Source organism: Kushneria phyllosphaerae (assembly GCF_900312995.1).
Lineage (GTDB): Bacteria > Pseudomonadota > Gammaproteobacteria > Pseudomonadales > Halomonadaceae > Kushneria > Kushneria phyllosphaerae.
The window spans coordinates 1,149,527-1,174,906 of record NZ_ONZI01000001.1 but is presented as its reverse complement, the minus strand read 5'-3'; the positions used below and the strand labels follow the sequence as shown (position 1 = coordinate 1,174,906).

23 protein-coding genes are annotated in these 25,380 nt (G+C 65.8%); 4 read left to right on the top strand and 19 right to left on the bottom strand.

Translation table 11 applies throughout. The features are described 5' to 3' along the window. The first annotated feature begins 91 nt into the window (after positions 1–91). A complete protein-coding gene (locus KSP9073_RS05210; RefSeq protein WP_108841830.1) occupies positions 92–865 on the top strand; it encodes a cobalt-precorrin-6A reductase in 774 nt (257 codons plus the stop codon). Here the strand turns inward: KSP9073_RS05210 and cobJ are convergent. The 4 genes from cobJ to KSP9073_RS05190 form a co-directional block, all read right to left on the bottom strand. Further along, positions 854–1,639, bottom strand: coding sequence for a precorrin-3B C(17)-methyltransferase (cobJ, locus tag KSP9073_RS05205; RefSeq protein ID WP_108841829.1), 786 nt, complete (start codon positions 1,637–1,639; stop codon positions 854–856). The two genes, KSP9073_RS05210 and cobJ, sit on opposite strands and share 12 nt — an antisense overlap. Further along, positions 1,636–2,445 carry a precorrin-2 C(20)-methyltransferase gene (locus KSP9073_RS05200; protein ID WP_108841828.1) on the bottom strand — a complete coding sequence of 270 codons (810 nt, stop codon included), beginning with the start codon at positions 2,443–2,445 and terminating at the stop codon, positions 1,636–1,638. Before KSP9073_RS05200 ends, cobJ begins: the two co-directional genes overlap by 4 nt. Further along, a complete protein-coding gene (locus tag KSP9073_RS05195) occupies positions 2,445–3,113 on the bottom strand; it encodes a precorrin-8X methylmutase (RefSeq protein WP_108841827.1) in 669 nt (222 codons plus the stop codon). The genes KSP9073_RS05200 and KSP9073_RS05195 overlap by 1 nt, the downstream gene beginning before the upstream one ends. A 78-nt stretch (positions 3,114–3,191) precedes the next feature. Continuing rightward, a complete protein-coding gene (locus KSP9073_RS05190; RefSeq protein ID WP_108841826.1) occupies positions 3,192–4,586 on the bottom strand; it encodes a ferredoxin-like domain-containing protein in 1,395 nt (464 codons plus the stop codon). Positions 4,587–4,738: 152 nt separating this feature from the next. On the opposite strand from KSP9073_RS05190, the gene KSP9073_RS05185 reads away from it, so the two are divergent. Then, the gene (locus tag KSP9073_RS05185; protein ID WP_108841825.1) at positions 4,739–5,383 is read left to right on the top strand and encodes a DNA-3-methyladenine glycosylase; all 645 of its coding nucleotides are present in this window, start codon (positions 4,739–4,741) and stop codon (positions 5,381–5,383) included. 75 nt (positions 5,384–5,458) lie between these two features. Then, positions 5,459–6,106 carry a hypothetical protein gene (locus tag KSP9073_RS05180; RefSeq protein ID WP_133240992.1) on the top strand — a complete coding sequence of 216 codons (648 nt, stop codon included), beginning with the start codon at positions 5,459–5,461 and terminating at the stop codon, positions 6,104–6,106. Positions 6,107–6,122: 16 nt separating this feature from the next. Here the strand turns inward: KSP9073_RS05180 and KSP9073_RS05175 are convergent, their stop codons facing one another. From KSP9073_RS05175 to flhF, 5 genes are all read right to left on the bottom strand, one after another. Further along, positions 6,123–7,088 (bottom strand): efflux RND transporter periplasmic adaptor subunit, encoded by a 966-nt coding sequence (locus KSP9073_RS05175; RefSeq protein WP_243409116.1) that lies wholly within the window; start codon positions 7,086–7,088, stop codon positions 6,123–6,125. Then, positions 7,085–7,306 carry a DUF1656 domain-containing protein gene (locus tag KSP9073_RS05170; RefSeq protein ID WP_108841823.1) on the bottom strand — a complete coding sequence of 74 codons (222 nt, stop codon included), beginning with the start codon at positions 7,304–7,306 and terminating at the stop codon, positions 7,085–7,087. The genes KSP9073_RS05175 and KSP9073_RS05170 overlap by 4 nt, the downstream gene beginning before the upstream one ends. Beyond that, complete coding sequence (locus KSP9073_RS05165) at positions 7,296–9,371, bottom strand: FUSC family protein (protein WP_243409137.1); 2,076 nt, start codon at positions 9,369–9,371, stop codon at positions 7,296–7,298. The genes KSP9073_RS05170 and KSP9073_RS05165 overlap by 11 nt, the downstream gene beginning before the upstream one ends. A 132-nt stretch (positions 9,372–9,503) precedes the next feature. Beyond that, positions 9,504–9,959, bottom strand: coding sequence for a hypothetical protein (locus KSP9073_RS05160; RefSeq protein WP_108841821.1), 456 nt, complete (start codon positions 9,957–9,959; stop codon positions 9,504–9,506). A 27-nt stretch (positions 9,960–9,986) separates the two neighbouring features. After that, on the bottom strand, positions 9,987–12,302 hold the full coding sequence (flhF, locus tag KSP9073_RS05155) for a flagellar biosynthesis GTPase FlhF (RefSeq protein WP_165814159.1): 2,316 nt from the start codon (positions 12,300–12,302) through the stop codon (positions 9,987–9,989). Positions 12,303–12,612: 310 nt separating this feature from the next. On the opposite strand from flhF, the gene KSP9073_RS05150 reads away from it, so the two are divergent. After that, a complete protein-coding gene (locus tag KSP9073_RS05150) occupies positions 12,613–13,809 on the top strand; it encodes an MFS transporter (protein WP_108841819.1) in 1,197 nt (398 codons plus the stop codon). Between the two features lie 15 nt (positions 13,810–13,824). Here the strand turns inward: KSP9073_RS05150 and KSP9073_RS05145 are convergent, their stop codons facing one another. The 10 genes from KSP9073_RS05145 to KSP9073_RS05100 form a co-directional block, all read right to left on the bottom strand. Next, the gene (locus KSP9073_RS05145; protein ID WP_108841818.1) at positions 13,825–15,417 is read right to left on the bottom strand and encodes an adenosine deaminase family protein; all 1,593 of its coding nucleotides are present in this window, start codon (positions 15,415–15,417) and stop codon (positions 13,825–13,827) included. Between the two features lie 127 nt (positions 15,418–15,544). Further along, a complete protein-coding gene (locus KSP9073_RS05140) occupies positions 15,545–16,165 on the bottom strand; it encodes an RraA family protein (RefSeq protein WP_207771413.1) in 621 nt (206 codons plus the stop codon). Next, positions 16,165–16,950, bottom strand: coding sequence for an IucA/IucC family C-terminal-domain containing protein (locus KSP9073_RS05135; protein ID WP_108841816.1), 786 nt, complete (start codon positions 16,948–16,950; stop codon positions 16,165–16,167). The genes KSP9073_RS05140 and KSP9073_RS05135 overlap by 1 nt, the downstream gene beginning before the upstream one ends. Continuing rightward, positions 16,947–17,738, bottom strand: a complete 792-nt coding sequence (locus KSP9073_RS05130; protein WP_108841815.1) for an ABC transporter ATP-binding protein — start codon at positions 17,736–17,738, stop codon at positions 16,947–16,949. Before KSP9073_RS05130 ends, KSP9073_RS05135 begins: the two co-directional genes overlap by 4 nt. A 6-nt stretch (positions 17,739–17,744) precedes the next feature. Then, positions 17,745–18,770: a FecCD family ABC transporter permease gene (locus KSP9073_RS05125; protein WP_108841814.1), complete on the bottom strand. Its 1,026-nt coding sequence runs from the start codon at positions 18,768–18,770 to the stop codon at positions 17,745–17,747. Beyond that, entirely contained in the window at positions 18,763–19,785 is a 1,023-nt protein-coding gene (locus tag KSP9073_RS05120) for a FecCD family ABC transporter permease (RefSeq protein ID WP_108841813.1), read from the bottom strand. The genes KSP9073_RS05125 and KSP9073_RS05120 overlap by 8 nt, the downstream gene beginning before the upstream one ends. Continuing rightward, positions 19,782–20,720: an ABC transporter substrate-binding protein gene (locus KSP9073_RS05115; RefSeq protein ID WP_207771412.1), complete on the bottom strand. Its 939-nt coding sequence runs from the start codon at positions 20,718–20,720 to the stop codon at positions 19,782–19,784. Before KSP9073_RS05115 ends, KSP9073_RS05120 begins: the two co-directional genes overlap by 4 nt. Positions 20,721–20,731: 11 nt before the next feature. Then, entirely contained in the window at positions 20,732–22,636 is a 1,905-nt protein-coding gene (locus KSP9073_RS05110; RefSeq protein ID WP_207771411.1) for an IucA/IucC family protein, read from the bottom strand. Beyond that, positions 22,633–23,448, bottom strand: coding sequence for an HpcH/HpaI aldolase family protein (locus tag KSP9073_RS05105; protein WP_108841812.1), 816 nt, complete (start codon positions 23,446–23,448; stop codon positions 22,633–22,635). Before KSP9073_RS05105 ends, KSP9073_RS05110 begins: the two co-directional genes overlap by 4 nt. Then, on the bottom strand, positions 23,448–25,343 hold the full coding sequence (locus KSP9073_RS05100) for an IucA/IucC family protein (RefSeq protein ID WP_165814158.1): 1,896 nt from the start codon (positions 25,341–25,343) through the stop codon (positions 23,448–23,450). The genes KSP9073_RS05105 and KSP9073_RS05100 overlap by 1 nt, the downstream gene beginning before the upstream one ends. Positions 25,344–25,380: the final 37 nt, after the last annotated feature.

The following is a 25,380-nucleotide window of genomic DNA, read 5'->3' as shown; positions in this document are numbered from 1 at the left end:
GCGTGCCCTGCCGGCATAACTGTTGGGTGTACGATGACCGGCGTTTTTTGCGTTTCCATCACCACTGAACGGATCACGGCGCTGACCGACCATGTCTGCACCCTCTTGCCATCATAAACGCCTCCTGCTGCTGGGCGGTACGCTGGAAGCCCGCCGGATTGCCGCGCGACTGGCCGGTGACCCCTCGGTCTCGGTCATCCTGTCACTGGCCGGACGCACCCGCGCGCCCATCGACAATGGCGTGACCACCCGCAGCGGCGGATTTGGCGGCGTGACAGGGCTGGTGCACTGGCTCGAGCATCATCGTATCGATGCCGTGATCGTGGCCACCCATCCTTTCGCTGCCCAAATGGCGCACCACGCTCATGAGGCAGCGCAGCATCTCGGCCTGCCCACTGTGCGCGTCGCCCGCCCCGGCTGGCAGCGCCAGAAGGACGACCGCTGGCTGGAATGCGACACCCCGCAGCAGGCGGTGGCCCTGCTGGGCGAGACGCCACGCAGGGTGCTGCTCACCTTCGGTCGACAGCAGGCCGCCCATTTTGAAGCCGCGCCCCATCATCATTACGTGATTCGCAGCATCGACCCCATCGATCCGCCGCTGGCGCTACCCCATGTGGATAACCTGATCACACGCGGCCCCTTTACGCTGGAACAGGAACGAAAGGTGCTGCGGGAATACGCCATCGATATGCTGGTGACCAAGCACAGCGGTGGCGAGGCCACCTGGCCCAAGCTGGTGGCCGCGCGGGAACAGGGCATTGACGTCATCATGATGCGCCGGCCCGCCATGCCGGACACCCCCACCCTGGAAGGGGTCGACGATGATGGTATGGCGCGGCTGCTCGACTGGCTCTCAGCGTTCTGAATCGGCAGGTTCGGGGTCGAAACCGGGGGCAAAGCGCGGCGTATAAATCAGCGACGCCTGTCCGGGCCTTGTGACCTCGCGGGTCTCCTCGCTGCCGATGATCACAAGCGTTGCCATGTCGGCCTGCTCGGCACGAGCCTGACCCAGGGTCGTGGTGGTGATCTGCTCTTCCGGACGACCGGCCGCACGGGCAAAAATCACCAGTGTCTCGGGCGCGAGCACCTCATGCAGCCGCTCGAGCGCCACGCCCAGCTGCCAGGGGCGCGCCTTCGAGATCGGGTTGTAAAATGCCATGACCAGACCGGCGCCGGCACAGGCCAGCAGCCGTCGCTCGATCAGCGACCAGGGCTTGAGGTTGTCGGACAGCGAGATGGCGGCGAAATCATGGCCCAGGGGGGCGCCACAGGCGGCAGCGGCTGCCAGCATGGCACTCACCCCGGGCACAATCTCGAGCGTCAGAGCGCGCCAGGCCTGGGGGCCGCGCTCGATCTGTTCACACACGGCAGCAGCCATGGCAAACACGCCCGGGTCACCGCCGGAGAGCATCGCCACACACTCACCGCTGGCCGCCAGCGCCAGTGCCTCGCGGGCACGCGCGCCCTCCTCGCGGTTGTCCGACACCACCCGACGCGGATCATCATGGGCCACGACCCGATCCACGTAGGGCCCATAGCCGTAAAACCAGTCGGCCCGCTCCAGCGCCTCGATCGCCTGCGCGGTCATGTAGGGAATCTCGCCCGGTCCCAGCCCGATCACGATCAGCCGGGCGCTCATGGGCGCACCGCCAGCGCATCCAGCGTCATCGGATGGGTGCACTCGGCCCAGCCGGGCACCAGCACGATCGAGAAATACGGCGCCGGGCGATCATCGCGCTCGATGAGCCTCATGATCTGCTCCCCTTGCATGGTGGCACGCTCGACATACAGCGCGCGCGCCAATAGCCCCACCCGCTCGAGTGCGTTCTTGATGCGCGGCAGATTGCGCCCGACCTTCATGATCACGGCCGCCTCGCAGCGTGACAGGCGATCCACCAGCGCGTCTTCTGCAAGCGTGCCCGGCAGGATGGTCAGCACATCATCGCCCTGACAGATCGGCACGCCGGCGCTCGACCAGCCGCCGGCCATACCGGTGACCCCCGGGATCACCTCGACCTCGAACCGGTCCCGCAAGCGCACATGCAGATGCATCCAGGAACCAAAAAAAAGTGGATCGCCTTCAGACAGCACGGCGACACTGCGCCCGGCGGAAAGCTCGGCCGCCAGCCGCTCGGCGCTCTCCCTGTAAAATTCGGCGATGGCGTCGCGATAGCCGCTGGAATGGCGATGCAACTCGGTCGTGACCGGATAATACAGTGCCAGCTCCGGCTGATCGGGACGCAGATGCTCACTGATGACGCGGCGGGCATTGCTTTGATTGCCGGCCTTGGCAAACCAGGCCACCACATCGGCCTCGGCCAGTACCCGCGCGGCCTTGAGGGTTAAAAGCTCGGGATCACCGGGGCCGGTGCCCACCCCATAAAGACGCCCGGAAACGATCAGCTGGCCGCCGGAAGACGCGGAGAATTCGGGAGTTGATCGCATCAGAGTCGGTCGCTTGCCAGCGCATTGATGGTGGCCGAGGCAATGGCGCTGCCGCCCATGCGTCCGCGCACCGTAATGAAGGGAATATCGAGCCCGGCATCGACCAGGGCCTGCTTGGATTCCACCGCGCCCACAAAGCCTACCGGCACCCCGATGATGGCGGCAGGGCGCGGCGCGCCCTGATCGAGCAGGTCCAGCAGATGAAAGAGTGCGGTCGGCGCGTTGCCGATGACGACCACCCCGCCGTCAAGCTGCTCGCCCCAGAGCTCGATGGCCGCCGCCGTGCGGGTATTGCCGATCCGTGCTGCCAGCGCCGGCGTGCGCGCATCGTGCAGGGTGCAGACCACGTCGTTGTCAGCCGGCAGCCGGGCACGCGTCACGCCACGCTCGACCATGCCGGCGTCGCACAGAATCGGGGCACCCTGAAAGATCGCCTCGCGTGCCCGGGCAAGGTCACCGCCAAAAACAATCTGTTCGGCCAGTGCCACCACGCCGCAGGCGTGAATCATGCGCACTGCCACCTCGGCTTCGAGAGGAGAAAAGCGCGCCAGATCGGCCTCCGAGCGGATGATGGCAAACGACTGACGGTAGATGGCCTGCCCATCATGTTCGTACTCATGCAGGGAACGTTTGGCAGGTGCGTCATGGGTGCCATGGCGATCGGTCATTGGTTCCCTCGTCTTCAGGATGGGTGTCAGGGCGGTCTGGCGCGCCATTCTACACCGGCGATGCCTCAGCGTCCGCCCTTACGCACCGCCATGATGCGCGCTGCCGGCACGCAGCAGAGCCACAATGCGCTCCTCGCCAACACATGAAAGAGTCGCATCATCCAGCGGCAGCGCATGCCCCTCCCGGGCCAGTACCCGGGCGAGGTATTCAAACGCTGCCACCAGCGATGTGGTGTCCTCGGCCATCAGCCGGGGCACACCGCGCGGATTGCCCTGAAAGACCAGGCCGATGCCCTGGGCCATCCCGACCAGCGTGAACGTGGCCCTGTTCAGGCTGGCGCAGCCCTTGGCACAGCCGGACAGGTGCAGTCGAACCGAATCATCAAAGAGCACCGACCAGCGCTCGCTCAGGGCGCGCGCCGTCTGATGGGTGGCCATGAAGGCGCTGGCGCAGCCCGGCGCGCCGGTACAGGCCACAATGGCAAGGCGGGCATCATCGTCTGCCACGATCAACCCTGCCTCGCGCGCCGCCCGGATGATCGCCCGGGTATCGGCATGTTCCCGACACAAAAGCCGCCAGTGCCGCCCGGGGGCAGCGGCAAAGCTCAACGTCCCCAGACTCATGGCCTGACGCGTAAAGCGCAGCAACGCCAGTGCCGGCATCTGACCGAACGGCCAGACCACATCCAGCACATCACGCTGACGCCGGGCGCCGGCATCCGGCCCCTGATACAGGCCGCTGCGCGGTGGCGGCGCGCCGGGACGACAGCCCAGAAGATCACAGAGCGCATAGATCGAGACCTCGGTCAGCAGGTGATGCGCGCGCGCCCGTGGGCCAAGCATATCGATGTGACTTAAAAGCCCCAGCACGGCACTGGCAAGCTTTGATGCCACCATCCAGCCCAGCCAGGTGGCGCCGCCGTGATCGCCGGCAAGGCCAACCCATCCACCGCGGGCACCGTCCAGGCGCACATGGACATCACCGGAGAGCCCGGCAAGCCCGGCCCAGCCACCAGCGTCGATCACCACGGCGCACTTGGGCGCAAGCGTTGCCGGCGCCCCGGTCAGAATCTGACCGCGCAGTCGACGCGCGAGCTGTCGGGTGGGCGCATCAATGGCTTCATCGACGTCCAGCAGCGGATCAATCGATACCGCCGGCGCTCCACTTTCCAGCCAATGGCGTGACAGCCGTCGGATGAGGTAATCCGCAAGCGCCCGGTGTTCGCCCTCGGCCAGACCGCGAAGCTGCAGATTGCCACGCCGCGTGACCTCGATCAGGCCATTGCCAAAGCGCTCGGCCGCCTCGCACAGCGTGATGATCTCCTCTCCTTCAAGCGGTGCCAACAGAGGCGGCAGGCGCGCCAGCCAGCCATCCCCGGTCTCCATGGGCGTGGCCAGCGACGGGCAGGCCCCTCGCGCGCCCTGCCAGCCGGGCAGGCGCCGTTCATTGAAGTCGTGCGGTTCGGGCAACATGAGCGTTCAACCACAGGGTCAGGAAAAAAATCGGACATCATGAGACGGCGAAACACGCCGGGCTCGTCCATTATTGGGGGCCATGCTACCGCATCCTCTGACCCCGAAGGCAACGAATGCCTTCGCGTCAGACGCATCGACAAGGAGGTTCAATGCCTGCTGTACCCGCGCCGGCTCCCCTGCCCAGAAGCTTTTATGACCGTCCGACCCTGGAGGTCGCCCGCGACCTTCTGGGGTGTCACCTCATTGTCGATGACGGCCAGCAGCGCCTGATCGGCCGGATCACCGAAACCGAAGCCTACCTTGGCTTCATGGATACCGCCTGCCACTCCTCGCATGGTCGTACCCAGCGCACCGAGGTCATGTTCGGCCCGCCGGGCCACGCCTATGTCTACCTGATCTACGGCATCTACGACATGCTCAATCTGGTCACCGAGGCGGTGGATGACCCCTGCGCCGTGCTGGTTCGTGCCATCGAGCCGGTCCAGGGCGAGGACACCATGATCGAGCGTCGCAACGGTAAACGCGGCCGGGACATGCTCAACGGCCCCGGCAAGCTGACCCGCGCCATGGGCATCACAAAGGCCGCCTTCAATCACTGCGATGTCTGCAGCGGCGAAGGGATCTGGATCGAGCCGGGCACGCCGGTGACCGATGACGACATCATCTCGGGGCCGCGCATCGGCATCGACTACGCCGAACCCGAGCATCGTGACGCCCCCTGGCGTTTACGCATTGCGACGCCACAACTGCGCCGCCAGCTTGAAAGGAAGGCGGCACAACAAAACGCAAAGTAATCCCGGCATGGCGCGACCGGTGCCCTGCCAGGCTAGAATGAAGGCTGCATCGAACGACTCCCGGGAGGGGCCGTCATGACATCGTTAAAGGCAGGGTTTATCGCAGGGTTGATCACGTCAGTGCTGAGCGGCGCCGTGCTGGCCGATGACCAGGGGCCAGTACGCTCGCACTTTTCTCAGGAACGCTCGCATTTTTCGCAGGACCACTCACGGTTTCAACAAAGCGACGCCTTTGGTGGGCGAGACTGGCAACACTCGGGTCGTCCCGGCTTCGACGGTCGCCCCGGTTTTGACAACCGTCTCGGCTATGGCGGTAGACCAGGGCATAACAACCCGCCGGTATACGACGGCCAGTGGGGCTATGACGGCCGGCCGGGATTTGGCTGGCACCGTCCGCAGCGCATCGACCCCGATGAGCGCCTGAGACGGCACTACGAGCGTCTGTATGACGCCCAGCGTCGCCAGTTCGATCGCGAGCAGCGCGATACCATCTACGGCACCGCGCCACGCGGCAATGAGTACTACGGGCCTGATCGATGGCAGCGTCCCGGCAATCGCCCGCCGAACGTCTACCGGCCACCGTCGGCCGGCTATCCGCTGCCCCCGCATGGCTACCCGCTGCCCGGTCAGTCGCGACCGCCCGCCTTCAGTGATCCGGGCCGGGGCGTCGATCTCTACGCCGACCCGCGCGGGCCGGTACCGGTCACGCCCTACAGCCGCTAACCGCGGACCTGTCTACCTAGATGTCGAACAGCCTTTCCAGCTGGCGGCGCAGCGATGCGCCCCAGCCCCGCTCGGTCGGCTCATGACCGGGGGCATCCACGTAGATGGTGGCGGTCTGGCCGGCGGAAAGCACCAGATCATCAGGCACCTCGTCGAGGCGGATGCGCACCGGAATCCGCTGAGACAGGCGCACCCAGTCAAAGGAAGGGTTCACCGCGGCCAGCCCGCCGGACTGTCCGGTCAGGCTGTTATCGACGATGCCGCGGGCAATAGAGTCCACATGGCCATGCAGGTCACGGTCGCGTCCCAGCAGGCGCACGCGCACCGGGTCGCCGGGATGAATGCCCCTCAGCTTGGTCTCCTCGAAATAGCCCAGCCCGTAGAAGCTGTGCTGATCCACCAGCGTCACGGCCTGCGTGCCGGAGCTGACATACTGTCCCGGGCGCAGCTGCTGGTTGGTCACATAGCCATCCACCGGCGCGCGGACCGTCGAGCGTTCCAGATCCAGTTTTGCAGCGCGCACGGCCACCTCGGCGTTTTGCACGCCGGCCTGGGCCGAACGATACTCAAATCGGGCGTTATCGCGCGCCTCCTGTGACACGTAGTTGTTAAGGCGATCCCGTCGGCTGCTGGTCGCCTTCGCCTCGTCGCGCTGCTCCTGAAGCTGTGCCAGATTGGCCTTCGCCTGATCAAGGGCCAGCTGATAGCGGGCCTGGTCGATGGTGAAAAGCACATCGCCCTTTTTGACCAGATCGTTGTCGTGAACCTGCAGCGTATCGACCAGCCCCGAAACATCCACGCCCACCTGCACGATATCGGCGCGAATACGGCCATCGCGCGTCCAGGGGTCATGCATGTAGTGATGCCAGATCCACCACGCGGCAAGCAGTGCTGCCACGACCAGCAAAAGCGTCAACACCATGCGCAGGATGCGCCCTGCCAGCGCAGACACGCCTTTCATACCCGACTCCTTGTCCGTCATGCCCTTCCTCCTGCCGGCAGTGCACCGCTCAGCATCAGTACCGCCCACAACAGCAGCGTGAAAATGGCGATATCTGCCAGCACCGGCTGCCAGAAAAATCGATACAGCGCGAAATGCGACATCACGCGGCGCACCCCCCAGAACAACAGCAGCGCCAGAAACACCGGCACAAACAGGGGGGGTGTCAGAAACCCCAAAAACGACCACTCATCGAGCATCCATGGCTCCTTGTTCGTCCTCACCGTGCGACAGCGCCTCGCGGGCCTGCGCCTCGGCGCCGGGCAAATCCCGCAGCAGATGCGCAAGCATCTCGAACTCCCCGATCAGGGCCGTGGGCAGGGGATCAATCTCGTAAAGAGAGGCCGCCCGGGCCTCGCTGTCCGCGGCCAGACGCTGCCAGGCCTGTTCGTCGTGCCCGGCGCGAGGCAGCTGCCGGCCAAGCCCAAGCACCCAGCGCTCGATATCGCGCTGCAAGGACCCGCTTTGGCGAGCCAGGCGCCGCAGCCGCCACAGACACATGGCCAGGGCGTGCAGATCCACGGCTTCGCGCAGCATCTGCTCGCCACTGCCCAGCGCCAGCAGACGACCCAGTCGGTCATAAAGACGGCTTTCAAGCCATGCCCGCGACGGCAACCGCCGTGCCCGGGTCACGCGCTCAAGGCCGCGCCAGTAGGCGGCCACCAGGGTCTCCAGCCGCTCGGCCGGGGTACGCTGTTGAAAGAGCGAATAGGTCACCATGGTCACAATCGTGCCCAGAATCGAGGCCAGCCCGCCGTTGATGAACTGGGTCGGATGAAACACATAGGTCCGGTGCAGATTCAAAAGTGTCATCAGGGTGACCGCGCCGGCAAGCCCGACCGCGGCGTAGCGCATATGCGGGGTCATCAGCGTGCCAATCGCTACCGGCACGGCAATGCTCAACGCCAGCAGCGGGAATCCGGTGATAGCCGGAAAGACCACATAGGAAAACACGCAACCGATGATGACCGCCCAGATTGTGCCGGTCAGAAACTGTCGTACCACCGCCGCCGGGTTGGGCGCCTTGGCAAACAGCACGATAAAGACCCCCAGCAGCATCATGGAGAGATACCCGGAGGTCCAGCCGCTGTGAATCCAGAAAAGCCCCAGAAGCTCAAAGGCAATGAAGACACGAAAGGCGTTGTAGCGCGCCACGCCATATTCGGGATGATTCGCCCTGCGCGGGCGGCGCCCGGTCAGCTGAACCAGATGCGCATGACGATGATGGCGCATGGCAAGGTTCAGCGACCGGCCATGATGTAAAAGCCGCGCAACCTCGGCCAGACGCTCACGTACCAGAGTGGCCCTGACCCGCGCAACGCGTGCCTGCGGGGAAACGAGCGAGGCGATATCGGGCAATTCCGGCAGCGCCGGCAGCGCTTCACTCGAGTGTTCGAGTGCTTCCAGAAAGGGCAGCGCCGGCGCGCGCAGGGCCGCCATGATGTCCTCGCAGCCCTCACAGTGTGACAGCCGGTCGATGGCCTCCTCGAGTTCCCGGAGGCCGGTCATCAGCGCCAGACTGTCACCGGCAAAGCGGTCCAGCGCCGGCAGCAGCCGTCGAAAGCGGCGAAACTCGAAGCGCGCCAGGGTGTGCTGGGATTCGAACTGCTGGTGCTTGCCCATCAGCGCGCGCAGCCGTTCGTTAAGGACCGCCCTTGAGCGGGTCTCCGTCAGCGCCACGCGCGCCTCACCGGCGGCCCCTTCGATCAGCGCCGCAAGGGTGCCTGGCAGCGCGTAGCTGCCAAACCGGGGCGCAATCAGCACATGCATCAAAAAACCGGCGCCGATGCCCAGCGCCGTTTCCGTGGTACGCGCCAGCGCCAGATCAAAGATGTTATCCACGCCCGTACCGATCGCCGTGAGCGAGACCAGCGTGGCGGTATAGCCGCTGAGCATCATGATGTAGCTGGCCGGCTCATCGTTTAACAGCATCACACAGAAGGTACAAAAGGCCAGCCAGGCACCGGCGGCCAGCAGATAGAGCATCGGCTGCTGAGCAAAAAGGGCGATCAGCACCACCCCCATCACCGCGCCCAGAAAAGTGCCGATCAGCCGGCCGAGACAGCGGTGAATAATAATGCCCAGCGGCGGCGTGCCGCCAGTAAACATGACCGGCTGCAGCGTCACGATCATGACGGCCAGAATTGCCCAGGCCGGCTGGGCCAGATCCAGACGCAGCGCCACATAAAGCGCCAGCCATACGGCCAGCACGGTGCGCAGCGCCAGCACCCAGTGGTCACCGGTAATACTCGAGACAATTCTCATCGACAATGATCGGCATCGTGAACGACGCATGCCGCCTGGCGGGCGTGAAAGCCCACAAGCGGACGGCGACAGGCGCAAGGGAAATATCGTAAGGACGCAAAGTATTTCATTAACGCCAACCTGACGTCTACCTTAGCCCGCCCTGGAAGACGCCATGACGGCCTTGTGCCAGGCCGTCACATCCTGCAGAAGGCGCACGCCCAGATGCGTGTGCGCGGCACTGATCAGCCCCGGTATCCATGCCAGCTCCGGTGCGGTCAGCAGGACGGTCCGTGGCATGCCGGCATGACGGAGTGCGCGCAGCGCCTCGGCCAGTGCCGGCGCGTTGCGGGCTTCCAGGTGGCTTATATGAAGCACCCACCAGGAGGAATCCGGGACACTTCCAGACAGCGGCGCGGACAGCATCAGCGGTCGAGGCTGCCAGACCGTGTCCGGCTCGGGGCATGGCAGCTGCCGGGCCAGCGTCTGCGTTGCGGTTTTTTCATGCCAGGTCATGACCACCAGCTCGACCGGCGAGGCCTGAACGTCCCCCGTTGAGGCATGCGCCTGCGACCACTGGCGCAGACCGCTGGCCTGATCACCCAGCATGGACGTCACCGTTTAAATGACACGACCTCACGCACGAGCCCCGCGCGCATCCATCAGCGCATCGCGGGCCGTGAAGGCCTGCAGCAAGGCCTCCAGCAATACCGTGCCGGTGCGCCGCCGCGTACCGCCGGACAGATTGAAAAGCTGCGCGCGCACATCCATCGCCCAGTCCTCGCTGCACAGCTCCAGTCGAGTGGCCAGGGCGGCAAGCCCCGAGGCCAGCTGCAGCCGGGTCTCGCGATCACTGCGGGCCACCCCGCTCTCTTCCAGTCGACGCATGGCCTGTCGGGTCAGCCCCTCAAGCCCTTCCAGCGCGACGGCACGGGCCAGCCTTGAGGCCACATCACGACCGGTCACGGCGTTGGAGAGCCAGTAGCGCCGCGCCAGCACCCGGTTGTCGTCAACGTCATGCAACCTTGCAAACCACACCAGCACCTCGACCGGTGCGCCGCTGCCCCGAGTTTCGTAAAGCGCCGGCAGACAGGAGAGCACCATGTTGACCGGGCGTGCCCGCCAGCGACACTGACGCTGATCGATCTCGGCGGCAAGCCCCGCCAGATCGACCAGACGCTGACGCTCACCCTGATGGCGAACCCGGCGGGCGGCCGTGGTCGCTGACATCCACAGCTGCCGGTCGGCCGCCAGCCGGTGCATTTCATCGATGGCCGGCGGGGCGGCCATCAGGTGCCAGGCACTCTGATGGGTCTCGCGCGCCCAGCGCATGCGTGCGGGTTCCGAGGCCGGCAGGCGATGGCGCAGCCAGGTCTGCGGCAGCGGCAGGCCATGATCGTCCAGCGAGACCAGCGGCATGCTCCAGTCCTGCCTGCGCGAGCCACCCTCCTTCGACCACCACAGGGCGTGCTCTTCTCCCGGCGCGACCGTCAGCGGCGACCGCGCGGCCATATGGGCGGCAAAACTCTCACCGGAGGCATCGCTCACGCCATGGGTCCAGAGCTGTTCCAGCAGCGCGGTTCCCGGCGCCCGGCGGGCCAGAGTGTCAAACATGGCGTGGAGGGAACGGCCGTGGCTGACCACATCACGCGACAGGGCATGTGCCTTCGACTGACGCGTGTGCCCGGCCATTTCGGCAAGCGTGGCGGCGTCATAACCAAACGGGGAGGCGCTGTCGACTGCGAGTGCCTCATTCACCAGCGCGGCGACATCCACTGCGGCCAGATCCTCCGGCACCCGCTGGCCGTTGGCCACAAACAACACCTGCAGCCGATGGCGGGCCAGAATATCCAGCACGGTGGCCGGACGGGCGGATTCATCCAGCTTGGTAATGATACAGCCCCTGATCGGCGTGCCGGCCTGAAGCGCGGCCTGCTGATAGGCGGCCACGACCTGTTCAAGGGTGTCGCCGTGGCTGGCCGCATCCAGCACCAGCAGGGTCTGGATCGGCACGCCCGCCTCCCCAAGGCGCGCCACTTCGGTGGCCAGCCGCGGGTCGCGCTGGCTCATCCCGAGGGTATCGATCAGGATGGTGCGTTTGGGCGTGGCACGCTGCATCTGTAAAAGCGCGCGACGCGGCGTCATGAGGCGCGCCAGCAGCGCGCCCAGATCGCCGTCGCCTTCCAGCGCATGCACTTCCACGCCCAGCAGACGGGCGTAGATGCGCAGCTGCTCCTGGGCACCGATACGATAGCTGTCGGTGGTGATCAGGGCAGCGTCGCGGTTGCCATGGTCCATCACATAGCGCGAGGCGAGCTTGGCGGTGGTGGTGGTCTTGCCCACGCCGGTCGGGCCGATCAGGGCCATCACGCCGCCCTCGGCGAGCAGGTCGCTGTCGGTGTCCAGGAGCTCAAGCCGAGTGGCCAGCTGACGGCTGATCCAGTCGTTGAGCGTCTCGTCGATGGTGTCTTCAGGCGTGTCGGCAAACTCGGGCGGCAGCAGCTCGATCAGCTCACGTACCAGCGTCTGGCTGAACCCTACCCCGATCATGCGCTGGCGCAGGCGAGTGGCCGGCGTGGCTCGTTCCTGCTCGACCGTCGGTGCAGCGCTCAGGCGGCTGTCGAGCAGATCGCGCATGGCTGCAAATTCATCCATCAGCCGGGCGCTGAAGGCCTGCATCTCCTGTGGTGCGCTTGCACCCGCCGGCGGTGCGGCCGGTGTTGGCGCGGGTTCAGGAATGACGGAGACCGGCGCGACAGGCTCGGGGGCCTCTGGGGCGGGCTCGGCCGGGTAACCGGTCAGGCTTTCCTGATCGGCGTCGAGCATCGCCACGATCTCGACGCCCCCCTCGACCTGGCGATTGGAGAGAATCAGCGCCTCGTCGCCCAGTGACTCGCGCACCTGACGCATGGCATCGCGTGCGCTGGTGCCGATAAAACGGTGTACCCCCATGCCCTGCTCTCCTGATCGACGGCAATGGTGCAGGCCGCAGGTGTTGTCCTGGCCTGTCGCCTTCATGTCATGGCGCCAAGGGTGCCATGCGCACGCCCGGGTCAATCAGGAGGAATGAACATGAATTCATGCCCTATTCGGTATTCGCCCTAAAGTTTTCGCCGGCGCTGCCGAGTGCCTGGCGTGTCGATATGCCCAACGGATGCCGTCGGGCGCATGCCCCCGATTGAAACATGCCTCAGCCTGTTGCACGTGAATCACCTACACTGGCGCCACTTCAACGCTTCCCATCGATTTCAAGGTGCCCCTCATGTCCTCTGCCACGCCCCCGATGGTGTCACGCCCGCGGGAACTGGTGTTTTATACGCTGGTGCTGATGGCCTTTCTGGCCGCCTCGGGCGTGCCCACGCCGCTGTATCAGCTCTACCAGCAAAGCTGGGGCTTCTCCACGTCGATGCTGACGCTGGTGTTTGCAAGCTATCTGTTTGCGCTGCTGGTGACGCTGTTGTTCACCGGCGCCCTGTCGGATTATCTCGGCCGCCGCCCGATCATCTTCGCAGGCCTTGTGATCGAGCTGGCCTCGATGGGCTGTTTCCTGCTGGCCCGCGACCTTGAGTGGCTCTTTGCTGCCCGCATCCTGCAGGGCATGGCCACCGGCATCGTGACCAGCGCCCTGAGTGCAGCGCTTATGGACAGCGACCACCAGCGCGGCCCGGTCATGGCCAGCGTCGCACCGATGATCGGTATGGGGCTGGGTGCACTGGGCGCCAGCCTGCTGGTGGCCGGCGCGCCCTGGCCCATGCGGCTGGTGTACGTCGTGATGATCGTGATTTTCGCCTGCCAGGCCTGTCGCCTTGGCCGGATGACAGAAAGCGTCACGCGCCGCCACGGCGCACTGGCCTCAATGAAACCCCGCGCCCGCGTACCGGGATCTGTATTGCCCACCTTTGTGCGCACCATGCCGGCCAATGTGGCGGCCTGGGCGCTGGGAGGGTTCAGCCTGTCGCTGGGCCCGGCACTGGCCGAGCAGGTCGCCGGATTTCACAGCGCCCTGATGGGTGGCCTGCTGGCCTGCATTTTATCGGTCATGGGCGGCATCAGCGTCTGGCGCTTTCGATGTTTCTCGACCCGCACCATTTTGCTGCTGTCGAGCACCCTGCTCCCTGCCGGGCTGGTTCTGGTGCTGATCAGCGTCTACCTGCACAGCCTGGCGCTGTTGATTACCGGCTATGGCGTGGCAGGCCTTGGGTTTGGTTCAGGCTTTATGGGCGCTCTGCGCGCGGTCATGCCGCTGGCGCCTGCCGGCGAGCGCTCCTCCCTGATGGCCGTGTTTTATGTGGTGAGCTATCTCTCCGCCAGCCTGCCGGCACTGGCCGCGGGCGTGGCTACCCAGCGATTCGGGCTGGAAGCCACGGTATATGTCTACGGGGCCTTTGTGATGCTGCTGTCTCTGAGCGTTCTGGTCAGCGTCCTGCGCCGCCCGGCGGCGGTAGCCCCGCTGCCGTGACACGCCTCTGCCCGCTCAGCGTGACGCAGCGCCGAACCACTGCGGCCATTGAGCAACGTCGTCTTCAAAGGCCGCCAGGTGCTGCTCGAGCTGCCACTGAAGCCGGGCGCGATCGCTTTGCTCGATCAGCCGCCCGCAGTCGCCCTCCGGGGCGGCATCGAGTGTGGCGTCCCGACAGGCTGCCACACGCGTCTCGCCGGTTTTCCCTTTCTCCCACAGACTCTCCCCGGCCAAAAAACTGTATTCGAGACTGTTACGTGCCATCTGCTTGAGGGCCGGATAGTCCAGGCCGTGCTCGGTCACGGCGCGCTCATATTCGCGGGTCAGATCAATACGTGACACGCCCTGATCATCGGTGGCCAGCACCAGTGGCACACCCGCATCGCGATAGAGATTGAGCGGATGTTCTGCGCCGCGCACGCCAAGAATCACGTCATTGCTGGTCAGGTTGATCTCTACCGCCACCTCCTTGTCCACCATGGCCTGCAAAAGCTGTGGTGCCTTCTGCTCATGGGCAATGTCCACGCCATGACCGATGCGTCGGGCGCCGGCGACCTCGACCGCCTTCTGAATGTGATCGCGCAATTCGAACGGCGGCACCAGCCCGAGCGTCAGCTCTCCGGCGTGCAGTGACAGCGGCACCTCGGGGTAGCGCTTCGAGAGAAAGGCCAGCATTTTCATGTGGCGGTCGTAGTCTGCCAGCGCCACCGGGTTATCTTCCGGCGCAACGATATTGACGCCGACATAGCGCGGGTCGGCGTCAGCCAGCGCAAAGGCCATCATCAGCTGGCCAAAGACCGCCATGGGTGGCTGGGTGCGTACGGCAAAGCCCTGCAGCCGCACCGTCACGTCACAGCCCGGAGCGGCGTTTTTGCCGTCACAGCCCAGTCTTGATTGTGCAGTGGCAAACATCTCATCGGTTTCGCGACGGGCATCGGCCAGCGAGGCATCGATCTCCGGCGACAGCGCCTGCCAGGCTGCGTCCAGGTCATCATCGTCCAGCCCGCTGGACTGCGCCATGGCACCAAAGCCATGCACGGCGCCCGGATTGGAGATGGACTCCAGATAGCCCAGATGGTCCTGGGCTGCCAGCTGCTTCGAGGCACTCAAAAGCGCGCCGGGCGAGGCGGCGGCGATCGGCGCGAAGCCATCAAAGGTGGCAAAGAAGTGATCATGCCCCTGGACCGGCGGTACGCCCGGCCCGGCAGGTGTATTGCGCATTGACAGGGCATTGAGCAGCTCGGCATACAGCGCACTGTCGCGACGGGCGAGCCCGTCCGCCCTGGCCTGCGTCTCGCCCTTGCAGGGCGGCGGCACAATGGCTGACCCATCGGAGCGCACGCAAATCCCGGCCCGGCCGGCGGCCTCCAGCAGGGTTTCCGGCCACGGCGCGCCCCACAGGTGATGATGAATATCCCCGCCCTTGGGCATGCGCTGCAAAAACATGCGAAGCCTGGGGGGTTGGTCGCGAATCGCGGCCATGAGGTCAGCGGTCTGCGCCGTGCGATGATCCTCGGCGTTCACCGGAGCCGCCATCAGCACCGCCCCGATGCTCAGCGTCAACAGGGCAGCCAGCCGGCGGTGGCAAGAGAAGGAAGGGGTCAACATGACGTGCCTTTTTTGATTGTGTCTTAATGATGCGACCGTCTCGGCGGTCGGTTCCCTCCCTCTATATTAGCGAGACCATCGAAGGCTGTCGTGCCCACGCGCTGTCTTCAGACCGTCGTCTCTTTCGTCAGTCATTGAGCCACTGCCGGCACAGTGCCTCGCGACGCCGGTGATCACTTGCTTCCTTGTCGATCACGGCCGGTAGCAGGGCCTGAGCGCGCCCCGGCGTCAGCGCAAAGAGGCCGTCGTCATCGCCAAGCATCATGTCGCCGGGATGTACGTCGGTCCCATTGATGGAAAGCCCTCGATTGAGCGCGCCCCGGCAGGCGCTGGCATGAATGGTCAGGGCGCTGACGCCGAGATAAAAGGTCGGCAGCGGCAGCGCCCTCAACGCCGCGACATCCGTCACATGACCCACGACCACCACGCCGGCCAGCTTTTTGACACAGCCGGCCAGCGCGCGCAGCTCGCCCCAGCAGGCCAGCCCCCGGGCACTGTCATGATCGTGGATCACCAGCACATCGCCGGCCCGGGCCATGATCAGAGCCTCACGCAGAACCCGACTGTCCCGAGCATCAATCTCTACCGTCAGCGCCGGGCCACACAGGTGTGTGTCGTTGTGCAGGGGCTGAAGCCCGGCCAGATAGCCCTCATGGGTGAGATGGCCCAGCGCCGAGGTCGAAAGCTTCTGCCAGGCGGTGAGCGTGTCGGCCTCCAGACCTGCCACGCGCGGGTGAACGTCATACATCAGCGCCTCCGGGGTTTTAACAGCGGGCAGCTCTGGCAGTACTCGGCCGGGCAGGTGGCCTTGAAATACAGACAGCAGGTGCGCCGAAAGCGCTGCGTCCCGCCGTTGTCCGTCAGTGTTTCGGGGTAATAAAAGCGGGCCAGCGGATTCCAGGGCACGCCAAAAAGGGACGCCGGCGCCGTCAGCAAAAAGTTGAAATCCTCATCGCGCCGGGCGCTGGCCTGCGGGTCATCAAGCTCGGCCATGCGCCGCTCGTACAGGGAGTAGACGCGCACGGCGACGTTTTCCCACAGCATGTTGAGCGGCACGCCGCTGACCTCGTGAAACGTCTGCCACAAGGGCTGCATCACACCGGCAAACAGCCGCGCCACCAGCCTCCTCCGCTGCGCCTCTCGTTCGGGGCCTGCCAGCGAGACGCTTTCAAGCGAGACACTTTCCAGAGAGATCAGCGGCAGCGAGGAGGTCCAGCGGCTGCCGTCGTGCGCCCACTCGAGCAGGCAGTTGTCGCTTGAGACGTCCAGCGCCCGATTACACGCCGACAGCGCATAAAGACTGGCCCCGGTCAGCAAAAACCCCAGCCGTTTGGAAAGCAGCGACGCCGTCACGCGGCGACCGGGCGAGCCAATGACCGGTGAAAGCTGATCCAGCACGCGGGCACAGTGGGCGGGCTCGCATAGTTCAGCGACGGTCGCTGCACGCACCTTTGCACGGGGCGCCTGAGCGAGCCCCAGCGTGTCGGTCAGAAAGGCCCACTCCTGCGGCGTAAATCCGGTTGCCGCGCTCATGACAGGGCCTGTCGGCGCAGCGGAATACACAGCGGCGTCTGCGAGCACGGGTCTTCAATGATCCGACAGGCCAGACCGAAAATGGCCTCGACCCGCTCGGCCGTCATCACCTGCGCAGGCGTGCCCTGGGCATACACCTGCCCGGCGCGGAGCGCCACCATGTGATCGGCGTAGCGACCGGCCAGATTCAGATCATGCAGCACCATCACGATGGTTCGCCCCTCCTCGCGATTGAGCTCATGCAACAGCTCCAGCACCTCCATCTGATGGTTCAGATCAAGAAAGGAGGTCGGCTCGTCGAGCAGCATCAGGGGCGTATTCTGCGCCACGGCCAGCGCAATCCAGGCGCGCTGGCGCTGACCGCCCGAGAGCGTGTCCACCACCTGATCGGCCAGCGCCGCAAGCCCTGTACGCTCCAGGGCGCGCGCCACCTGACGCTCGTCTTCCGGTGACCACTGCGACAGCCAGCGCTGATGCGGATGGCGCCCCAGCTGTACCAGCTGGCGCACCGTCATGCCCTCCGGGGCGACCGGCTGCTGCGGCAGCAGCGAGAGCTGATGCGCCACCTCCCGGGTGGGCAATTGATGAATGTCCCGGCCGTTGAGACACACCTGCCCGGACCAGGGCGACAGCAGCCTGGCCAGCGCCTTGAGCAGCGTGCTCTTGCCGCAGCCGTTGCTGCCCACCAGCACCGATATCTGTCCTTCGGGCAGGCTCAGCTCGAGCTGATCAAGAATGCGGCGACGCTGATAGCCCAGCGTCAGGTCGTGAGCCGATACCGTGGCCATGGCGGGTCAGCGTACCTCGCGAATCAAAAGGGCCAGAAAAAACGGCGCGCCCAGGGCGGCCACAAAAATACCGGCCGGCAGATCCAGTGGCAGAAACAGCGTACGCGCCACCAGATCGGCCAGCATCACCAGCAGCGCTCCGAACAGCAGGGCCAGCACCATCTGCGCCGTGCCGGGAAAGCGTGACAGTCGCCGGGCCAGATGCGGCGCGACCAGCCCTACGAACACAAAGGCACCGCCCCAGGCCACCGCCACGCCGGCCAGCGCCGCGGCCAGTGCCAGAAGCCCCGCCCGATGACGCTGCACGGCAAGGCCCAGACCGGTCGCCAGCGCATCGTCCAGCGGCGCCAGCACGACCGTGCGCATCAGCGCGGCCAGCGGCACCAGAAGGGCTGCACACCAGAGCGCCAGCCCCGTCACGTCCGACCAGCCAGCACCGTAGACGCTGCCGGTCAGCCACACATAGGCTGAAAGCGTGGTGGTCAACGGGCTGATCGCCAGCACCATGGTCGTGACGGCACCCAGCGCCGCGGCCATGCCGATGCCGGTCAGCACCAGACGCAGCGGCGTGACCCCGTGCGACCAGGCCAGAGCATAGACCGCCAGTGCCGCGCCCATCGCCCCCAGCATGGCCGCCACCGGCAGTCCCGCCATGCCCAGCGGCGCGGCCAGCCAGGCCAGATAGCTGACGGCAGCAGCGCTGGCACCGCTGGTGACTCCTATGATGTCCGGCGAGGCCAGCGGGTTGCGCATGACCTGCTGCAACAGCCAGCCGGCCACCCCGAGCGCGGCACCAATCAGCGCCGCCAGCAGGGCCCGCGGCAGGCGCAGCTCCTGCACGATCAGCCCTGTCGGCGAGTCCGGCTGTTGCAATGCTTCCAGCAGCGCCCCGGGGCCGAGCATCACTCTGCCCAGTGCCAGTGACAGCAGCAGTACCACAATGATCACCAGAACCAGCGCCGCCACTCGACGCCAGGCGGTCGGTGAAAAGCGACGTGAAAAGCGCCCAAGGCGCAGCGTGCACTCAGTCATGGCGACGCCCCTGTCGGCGCAGCATCACAATGAAAAGCGGTGCCCCGATCAGCGCCGTCATCACCCCCACCGGTATCTCCCGGGGCAACAGCACGCAGCGCCCGACCACATCCGCCAGCAGCAAAAGCGTCGCGCCAAGCAGCGCACAGCCCGGAAGCCACAGCCGATGATCAGAGGGCAGCAGCCGGCGCGCCATGTGCGGCACCACCAGCCCCACAAAGGCAATGTTGCCGGCCATCGCCACGCAGGCGCCGGCCAGCGCCACGACCAGCACCACCATGGCCGTCTGCACACGATGCACCGGCACGCCCAGACTGCGGGCCATGGCCTCGCCGGTGCCCAGCGCGTTCATGCTGCGCATCAGCGGCCAGCAGGCGACCAGCGCCAGCAGCGTGACGGCCATCAGTGGCCATAACTGTGAGAGTGGCCGCCCCGACACCGCACCGGCCAGCCAGAACAGCACCGTGTCCAGGCCCTGCTGGTCGATCACCAGAAGCGCCTGACTGAAGGCGTTGAAAAGCGCCGTCAGCGCTGCCCCCGCCAGTACCAGCCGAAGCGGCCCGCCGGGCGACTGCCCGCGCATCGCCAGCGCCCAGACCAGCAGGGCCGCCAGCGCCGCCCCCAGCAGTGCGCCACCATACCAGGCCCAGAGCGCCGCCTGAGGAAACATCGACACCAGCACCACGACGGCAAACATGGCGCCGGCGTTGATGCCAACGATGCCCGGTGAGGCCAGTGGATTGCGGGTCAGGGTCTGCATCAGGGCGCCCGCCACGGCCAGCCCCGCGCCGACCACCACCGCCAGCAGCGTGCGAGGCAGCCGGGTCGTGCGAATCAGCAGATCCTCCACTGACAGCTCGGAGGGGTGAAAAAGCGCCTGCCACACGGCGGCAGGCGTCGACCACTGCGCACCGGCCATCAGACTCACCAGCATGGCCGCCAGCAGCAAAAGTCCCAGCGCCGGCAACGCAGACCGACCCTTGAGCGCAGCACCAGATGCTGCTGCGACGCTCATGAATCGCCCTCGCGCTGTAGCCAGGCCTCGATCTCATCAAGCTGGTTGAAAACCCCCAGAATGCCCCCGGAGAGACTCCAGGCCACGGCATCAACCTCGACCACCTGACCGGCGCGCGGGGCCTGCATGCGCTGCCAGAGCGGATGGGTCATGAGCCGGTGCGCGTAATCCGCCACCGCCGGACTTCGGGAGTGACGCATGACAAAAAACACGTTGGCATCCAGCGCGGGCAGGCTTTCGACACCGCCAAGCTTGAGCATGACGCCGCCGGCCTTGCGGGCGGCGTCGTTCCAGCGAAAGCCCAGGTCGGTCAGCACCCGCCCGGCGAAGCTCCCGGGCAGGTAGCTGCGCACCTGATCGGCACGAATATCGATCAGTGACACCGTGGCCGGCCAGCGCGCGCCGAAGTGCGCCGCCAGCCGGGCGCGAAGGGCCACCACGCGGGCGCGGTACTGCATCATCAGGGTGGCGGCCTGATATTCGCGTCCCAGCCGTTGTCCCATGACCTCCAGCGTGGTCTGAAAGCGATAGATCTGAGACAGCATGACCACCGGCGCCAGCTTCTCCAGCAGCGGTGCGATCCGTTCATGGCGAAAGCGCGAAGCCACGATCAGGGTGGGGGCCAGCAGGGCAACGTCTTCCAGACTGGGCTGGGTTTCGAGGCCGACCAGCGTCGACGTTGACAGCGCCGGGCGCAGATAGGGATAGATCGGCGGGTCCTGCCAGGAGCGCACGATCCCGACCGGGGTGACCCCAAGGGCGACGGCGCTGTCGGTGGCGCCCTGAAACAGGGTCACCACCCGGGCCGGGCGTTCCCGGGCCAGCAGTGAGCCGGGCATCATGCCAAGGGCCAGCATTGCCCCCAGCACGCGTCGGCGTGACAGCCCCGGCACGTGCGCGGTCATCATGGGCTCGGCATGGGCCGGGTCCGGCATGGCTACTCCTGTCAGACATTACTGATTTGACGCAGTGGATTGACGCTCTCACCGGTCCCGAAAGGCATGCTGCCGGGGCCACCTGCGCGGGCAATGATCGGCCTGATCAGCTGCTTGAACGGCCACGACGGCGCCTCAAACAGCTGCTCGATCAATAGCGCATGCAGCTCGGGCGAAGTCACCACCTCATCAATCCGGCCACGAAGGCTGGTCGCCACCGTCTGCCACAGCAGCGACACCTCGACGTCGAAATGAGACGCGGTCGCATCCACAATGGCCCGCACATTGACCTGAATGGCCAGCGTTTGCAACCAGAACAGCAGCGCTGCCGGGTCATCGTGATAAAGGGTGTTGGCGTGGCCGGGCTTGATGCGGTATTCGGGGTCTTCAAGCCCGCACCGCGACAGCTGCGACAGCGCAATGCGCAGCGAGTCGTGATCACGCAGCACCAGTCCGGTGATCTGCCCTTCGCGCCAGACCAGCACCGCGTTCTGGCCGTGCACCTCCGGCAGCATGCCCAGACAGAAAAGACGCAGCGTCAGCTCGAAAAAGCGGTCGCAGACCGCCGCCAGCAGCTCGCAAACGCTCTCCCGGGTGGCAGGCGTGCTACACCAGTCCAGCCAGTGATCAAAAAAGTGCTCGCCCTCGGGCAGCCGCGTGCCCAGGACCGCCATCGGCACCAGACGACAGGCCGGGTCGGCCATCACCTCGGCCGGATAGCTTCGCACCATCGCCGACAGGTGTCGCGGCGCTTCATCAAAAAGACTCGCTCCTTCCGGCATCCAGCCCCACCAGCGCCCTTCTTCACACAGGTGCAGCGCCTCGCCAAGGCGTGGGTCGAGCCCGCGGGCCTGCTCGAGCAGCGCCGCACTCAGATCCCCATTGATCATCTTCACCGCCGGCAAATAGCGCGAGGCGCCCAGGGAATGAATCGCCATCGGCAGTTTGACGCTGTGCCGCGAGTCATGTCCCGGCAGCAGCGAGCGCAGCGAAGAGCTCGCCTTCCAGCGCTCCGATACTGCCGAGAGCACCACACATTCACCACTTTCAAGCGCTTCTCCCAGCCACTGCGGCAGGGCGTGGCGCTGCTGCCAGGGGTGGACCGGCAGCGCGATATGACTTTCCGCCAGGCCGCGACCGTGCAGCTCGGTGATCAGTCGGTCCCGCTCGGCAGGCGTCATCAGAAAATCGGCCGGCTGCTCCCCTTCCCCAACCTGTGCCCCCGTGATCATCGCATCACGCCGGATCGCCACCCAGCCCAGCGTGACCGGCTGATCGAACTCGGCCATGAAGGCAACGTACTCGGCCTCATCCAGCCCCTCCTTGGCCTTGGCCGTCGGGTGATAGGGGCGATCGATCAGCGAGGCCCACTGCTCCATCAGGGTGAAAAACGCCATCGGTGGCTGCGCCATCAGCCCCCGGGTGCGAATGGCGTGCGTGCAGGAGCGGGTCAGCTGCCAGCGGGTGGTGGCCAGCGCCTTTAAAAACACCTGCTCGCCGGCATCGGGCTCGGGCGACTGCGGATGAAATGCTCTGGCCAGCGTGCGCATCAGGGCCTCGGCATCCAGCACCTGACAGCGGGCACCGACCGGGGCATCGCCCTGCCAGGTCACGATTTGGGTGCCGGGCACCAGTACCTGCGCCTGGCAAACGTCCGGACGCACCAGCATGACCAGCCAGGTGTGGCCATCCAGCGGCATTGACCAGAGCTGTGAGCCCGCCTCCCTGACCGCTGCCCGCTCGATCGTGGGGACCTCTTCACCCAGTGCTGCAAGCGTCGGCGTCTGCCCGGCGGCGCCCTCCAGCGGGGTCGAGTGCGCCAAGGCCTCGTGGTCCAGAAAGCGCTCGGCCAGCAGCGCATTGACAAGGGTTTCCAGCAGCGACTGCTCAACCGTGCGGGATTCGATCATCGTCATGAGTTCTCCTGATCAGGATGGCCTGCGGCCGGGTCGGCCCCGGCCAGTGAGGTCTGTGCCTGGCGACGGGCCTGCATCAACGCGCGAAAGGCGATGCCGCGCTCGTCGCCGAGCATGAAGGTGGTCACGCCCCGGGCGCGCCAGCGCGGGCCGTCGCCGTCATGACGCAAAAAGGTGCACCAGGCCACACCGTGCGCCAGCGACACGCTGGCCGCATGCGCCAGGGCGGCCTGCACGTGCGGATGGTTGGTCTGCCAGCTCACCCCGAGCGACTGGGACAGATCGGCGGCGCCCTCCAGCACCAGATCAAGCCCCGGCTCGGCCGCAATGGCCTCGATATTGGTCACGCCGCGCTCGGTCTCGATCATGGCCACCACCATGACGGTGTCATTGGCATGACCGACATAGTCGGCAAGCGAGGTGCGACCGAAGCTGCCCGGGCGCCCCGCATTCAGGCTGCGTCGCCCTTCGGGGGCGTATTTGCAGGCCGAAACGGCGTCACGCACGGTGGCGGCGTCCTCGACCTGAGGCAGCACAATGCCCTGAGCGCCGGCATCCAGCAGACGCAGCATCCGCTTGGGATCGCCATCCGGCACCCGCACCAGCGGCGTCAGGCGATAGCGCTCGGCCGTGCGGATCATGTGCTCCACGGTTTCGGGGTTGATCATCACGTGCTCGGTGTCGATCACCACGAAATCGAAACCGGCCTCGCCGATCAGCTCGATCGAGGCCGCCGCCGGAATGGAGGCCAGCACGCCGAACACCTCGCGCCCTTCCCCGATGGCCTGCTTCAGCCGGTTGTCATACAGCATCAGGTGCTCCCTTCGGCAGCGACAAACGGCGCCAGCGGACTGGGCACCCGAATGATCTGCGGCGTCTCATCACCGAAAAGCCGGCGACGGGTCAGCGCCTCGACCTCATAGTCGGCGTTAAAGACATCAAAACGTGCAAAGCGCTCGGCGTGCTGAGGATGGGCCTGCTGATAGTCATGGATGATCTGTGCCGTCAACGCCCAGAAGCGTGACTCCTCAAGCCCGTAATGACGGCGCAGGAAAATCGCCATATCCGCCAGCGCAATGAAGTAAAAGGCGTCGCAGGTGTAGTCGCGCACCGCTGCCGGGTCGTCGGTCACCAGAAAGGAATTGCGGTTGAGCGCAGCGTGGCTGGCCGGCACCGGCTCAAGCACAGGCGCCTGCTGCGGATGGGTGAGATGCTCTGGGCTGAAGCGTACGCCGTCGTGAAAGTCCTTGAGCGCGGCCCGCGTGGGCCAGCCGTTGTCATGAAATATCACGATGTTCTGACCGTGCGCCTCCAGACCGATGCCTTCGGCAAACAGCAGATGCAGGATGGGCGTGCTGGCGGCACGGATCAGCGCCGTCGTCCACGGCTCCAGACCGTACTCGCGCACCCAGGAGTCAATGAATGGCCGCTCGGGTACCCCGTTAACATCGCGGGCACACTGGCTCAGGCCATTGAAGGCCACCGCCTGCTCGCCGGGGTGCAGATACTGGCTGACATGCTCGCGCCAGATCGCCCCGAGGGCGCCATACACCCGGTCATGGCGCAGCACATCAAAGGTGCGCTCATCCAGACTGGCCCCGGCGATCTCGCCCAGCAGCACCATGCCGCTGGCCCGGGCATCGGGGTCGGCGGCCACCAGTCCCTGAAGCCAGGCGCTGATGCGCGGCGCGTTGATGACCGTATGACGCGCCAGCAGCCGGGTGCTTGAGGTATTGGTTAGATGCATGGCGAGCTTCAAATAGGGCTGCGAGCCGTCCTGCGGGGCCAGCGTTCGAATCGACTGCTGCGGCACATAGGCGCTGTCACCGGCACCCAACAGCGCGATCTCGCCGCGTGCAATCTCCGGGTAGAGCGCCCGACACAGCTGCTCGCGCCACTGCCAGGGATGTACCGGTACCAGCACGACGTCCAGAAGCGAAAGCCCCTGACGTTCACAAAAGGCGTCACGGGCGGCCAGTACCTTCAAACCTGCACTGCGCTGGATCAGCGCCTCGGCATCCACGCCGGCGATCCGGTCGCTCACGGCATGACGAGACGGCAGCGCCAGCCACAGCACCTGCAGGGGCTGGCCGAACTCGGGGCCGAACCGGGCGTTGTCCTCAAGGCTGAACCCAAGGCGCGACTTGTAGCAGGGGTGATAGCTGTGGGCGTCGACAAAGTACTGCTCCAGCGCATCGGCGCCGAGCTTTTCAGGTGGCACGTCGGGACGTTCAAAGGCTGCCGCCGACTGCAGGTCATGCAGCAGGGTCTGTTCCAGCTCGCGCACGAACCCGGCCTGCCCCGCCAATGCCCCGGTCCGGGCATCAAGGGCGGCCAGAAGCGCATTGAGGGTCAGCGCCCCCTGACTTGCATCAAGGCGGCAATGGTAGACCCGGTCATGATCGAGGCGGATCAGCGCAAAGCTCTCGCAAAGCCAGCCTTCGGCCATGATCATTTCGCCGTTTTCAAGCGGAATGACAAAGCGGTGGCTGGTGGCCTCGGACTCGCTGCACGGCTGAACCTCGAAGGGCATCACCTGCTCAAACAGCAGGGTTTGCAGCAGCTGCCCCACCACCCGCCGCTCGATGCGGGGGAAGTGGCACCAGGCCGCGCGGTCGTTCGGAAAGGACGTCAGGTCACCGGGCGTTAGAGCCTCTTCGGTGGGGCCGACGGCCATATGAGCATCAAGGGTATTAAAGCGGGACATGGCAAGGGGACTCGTGTGGGAAGACGACATGGCACGG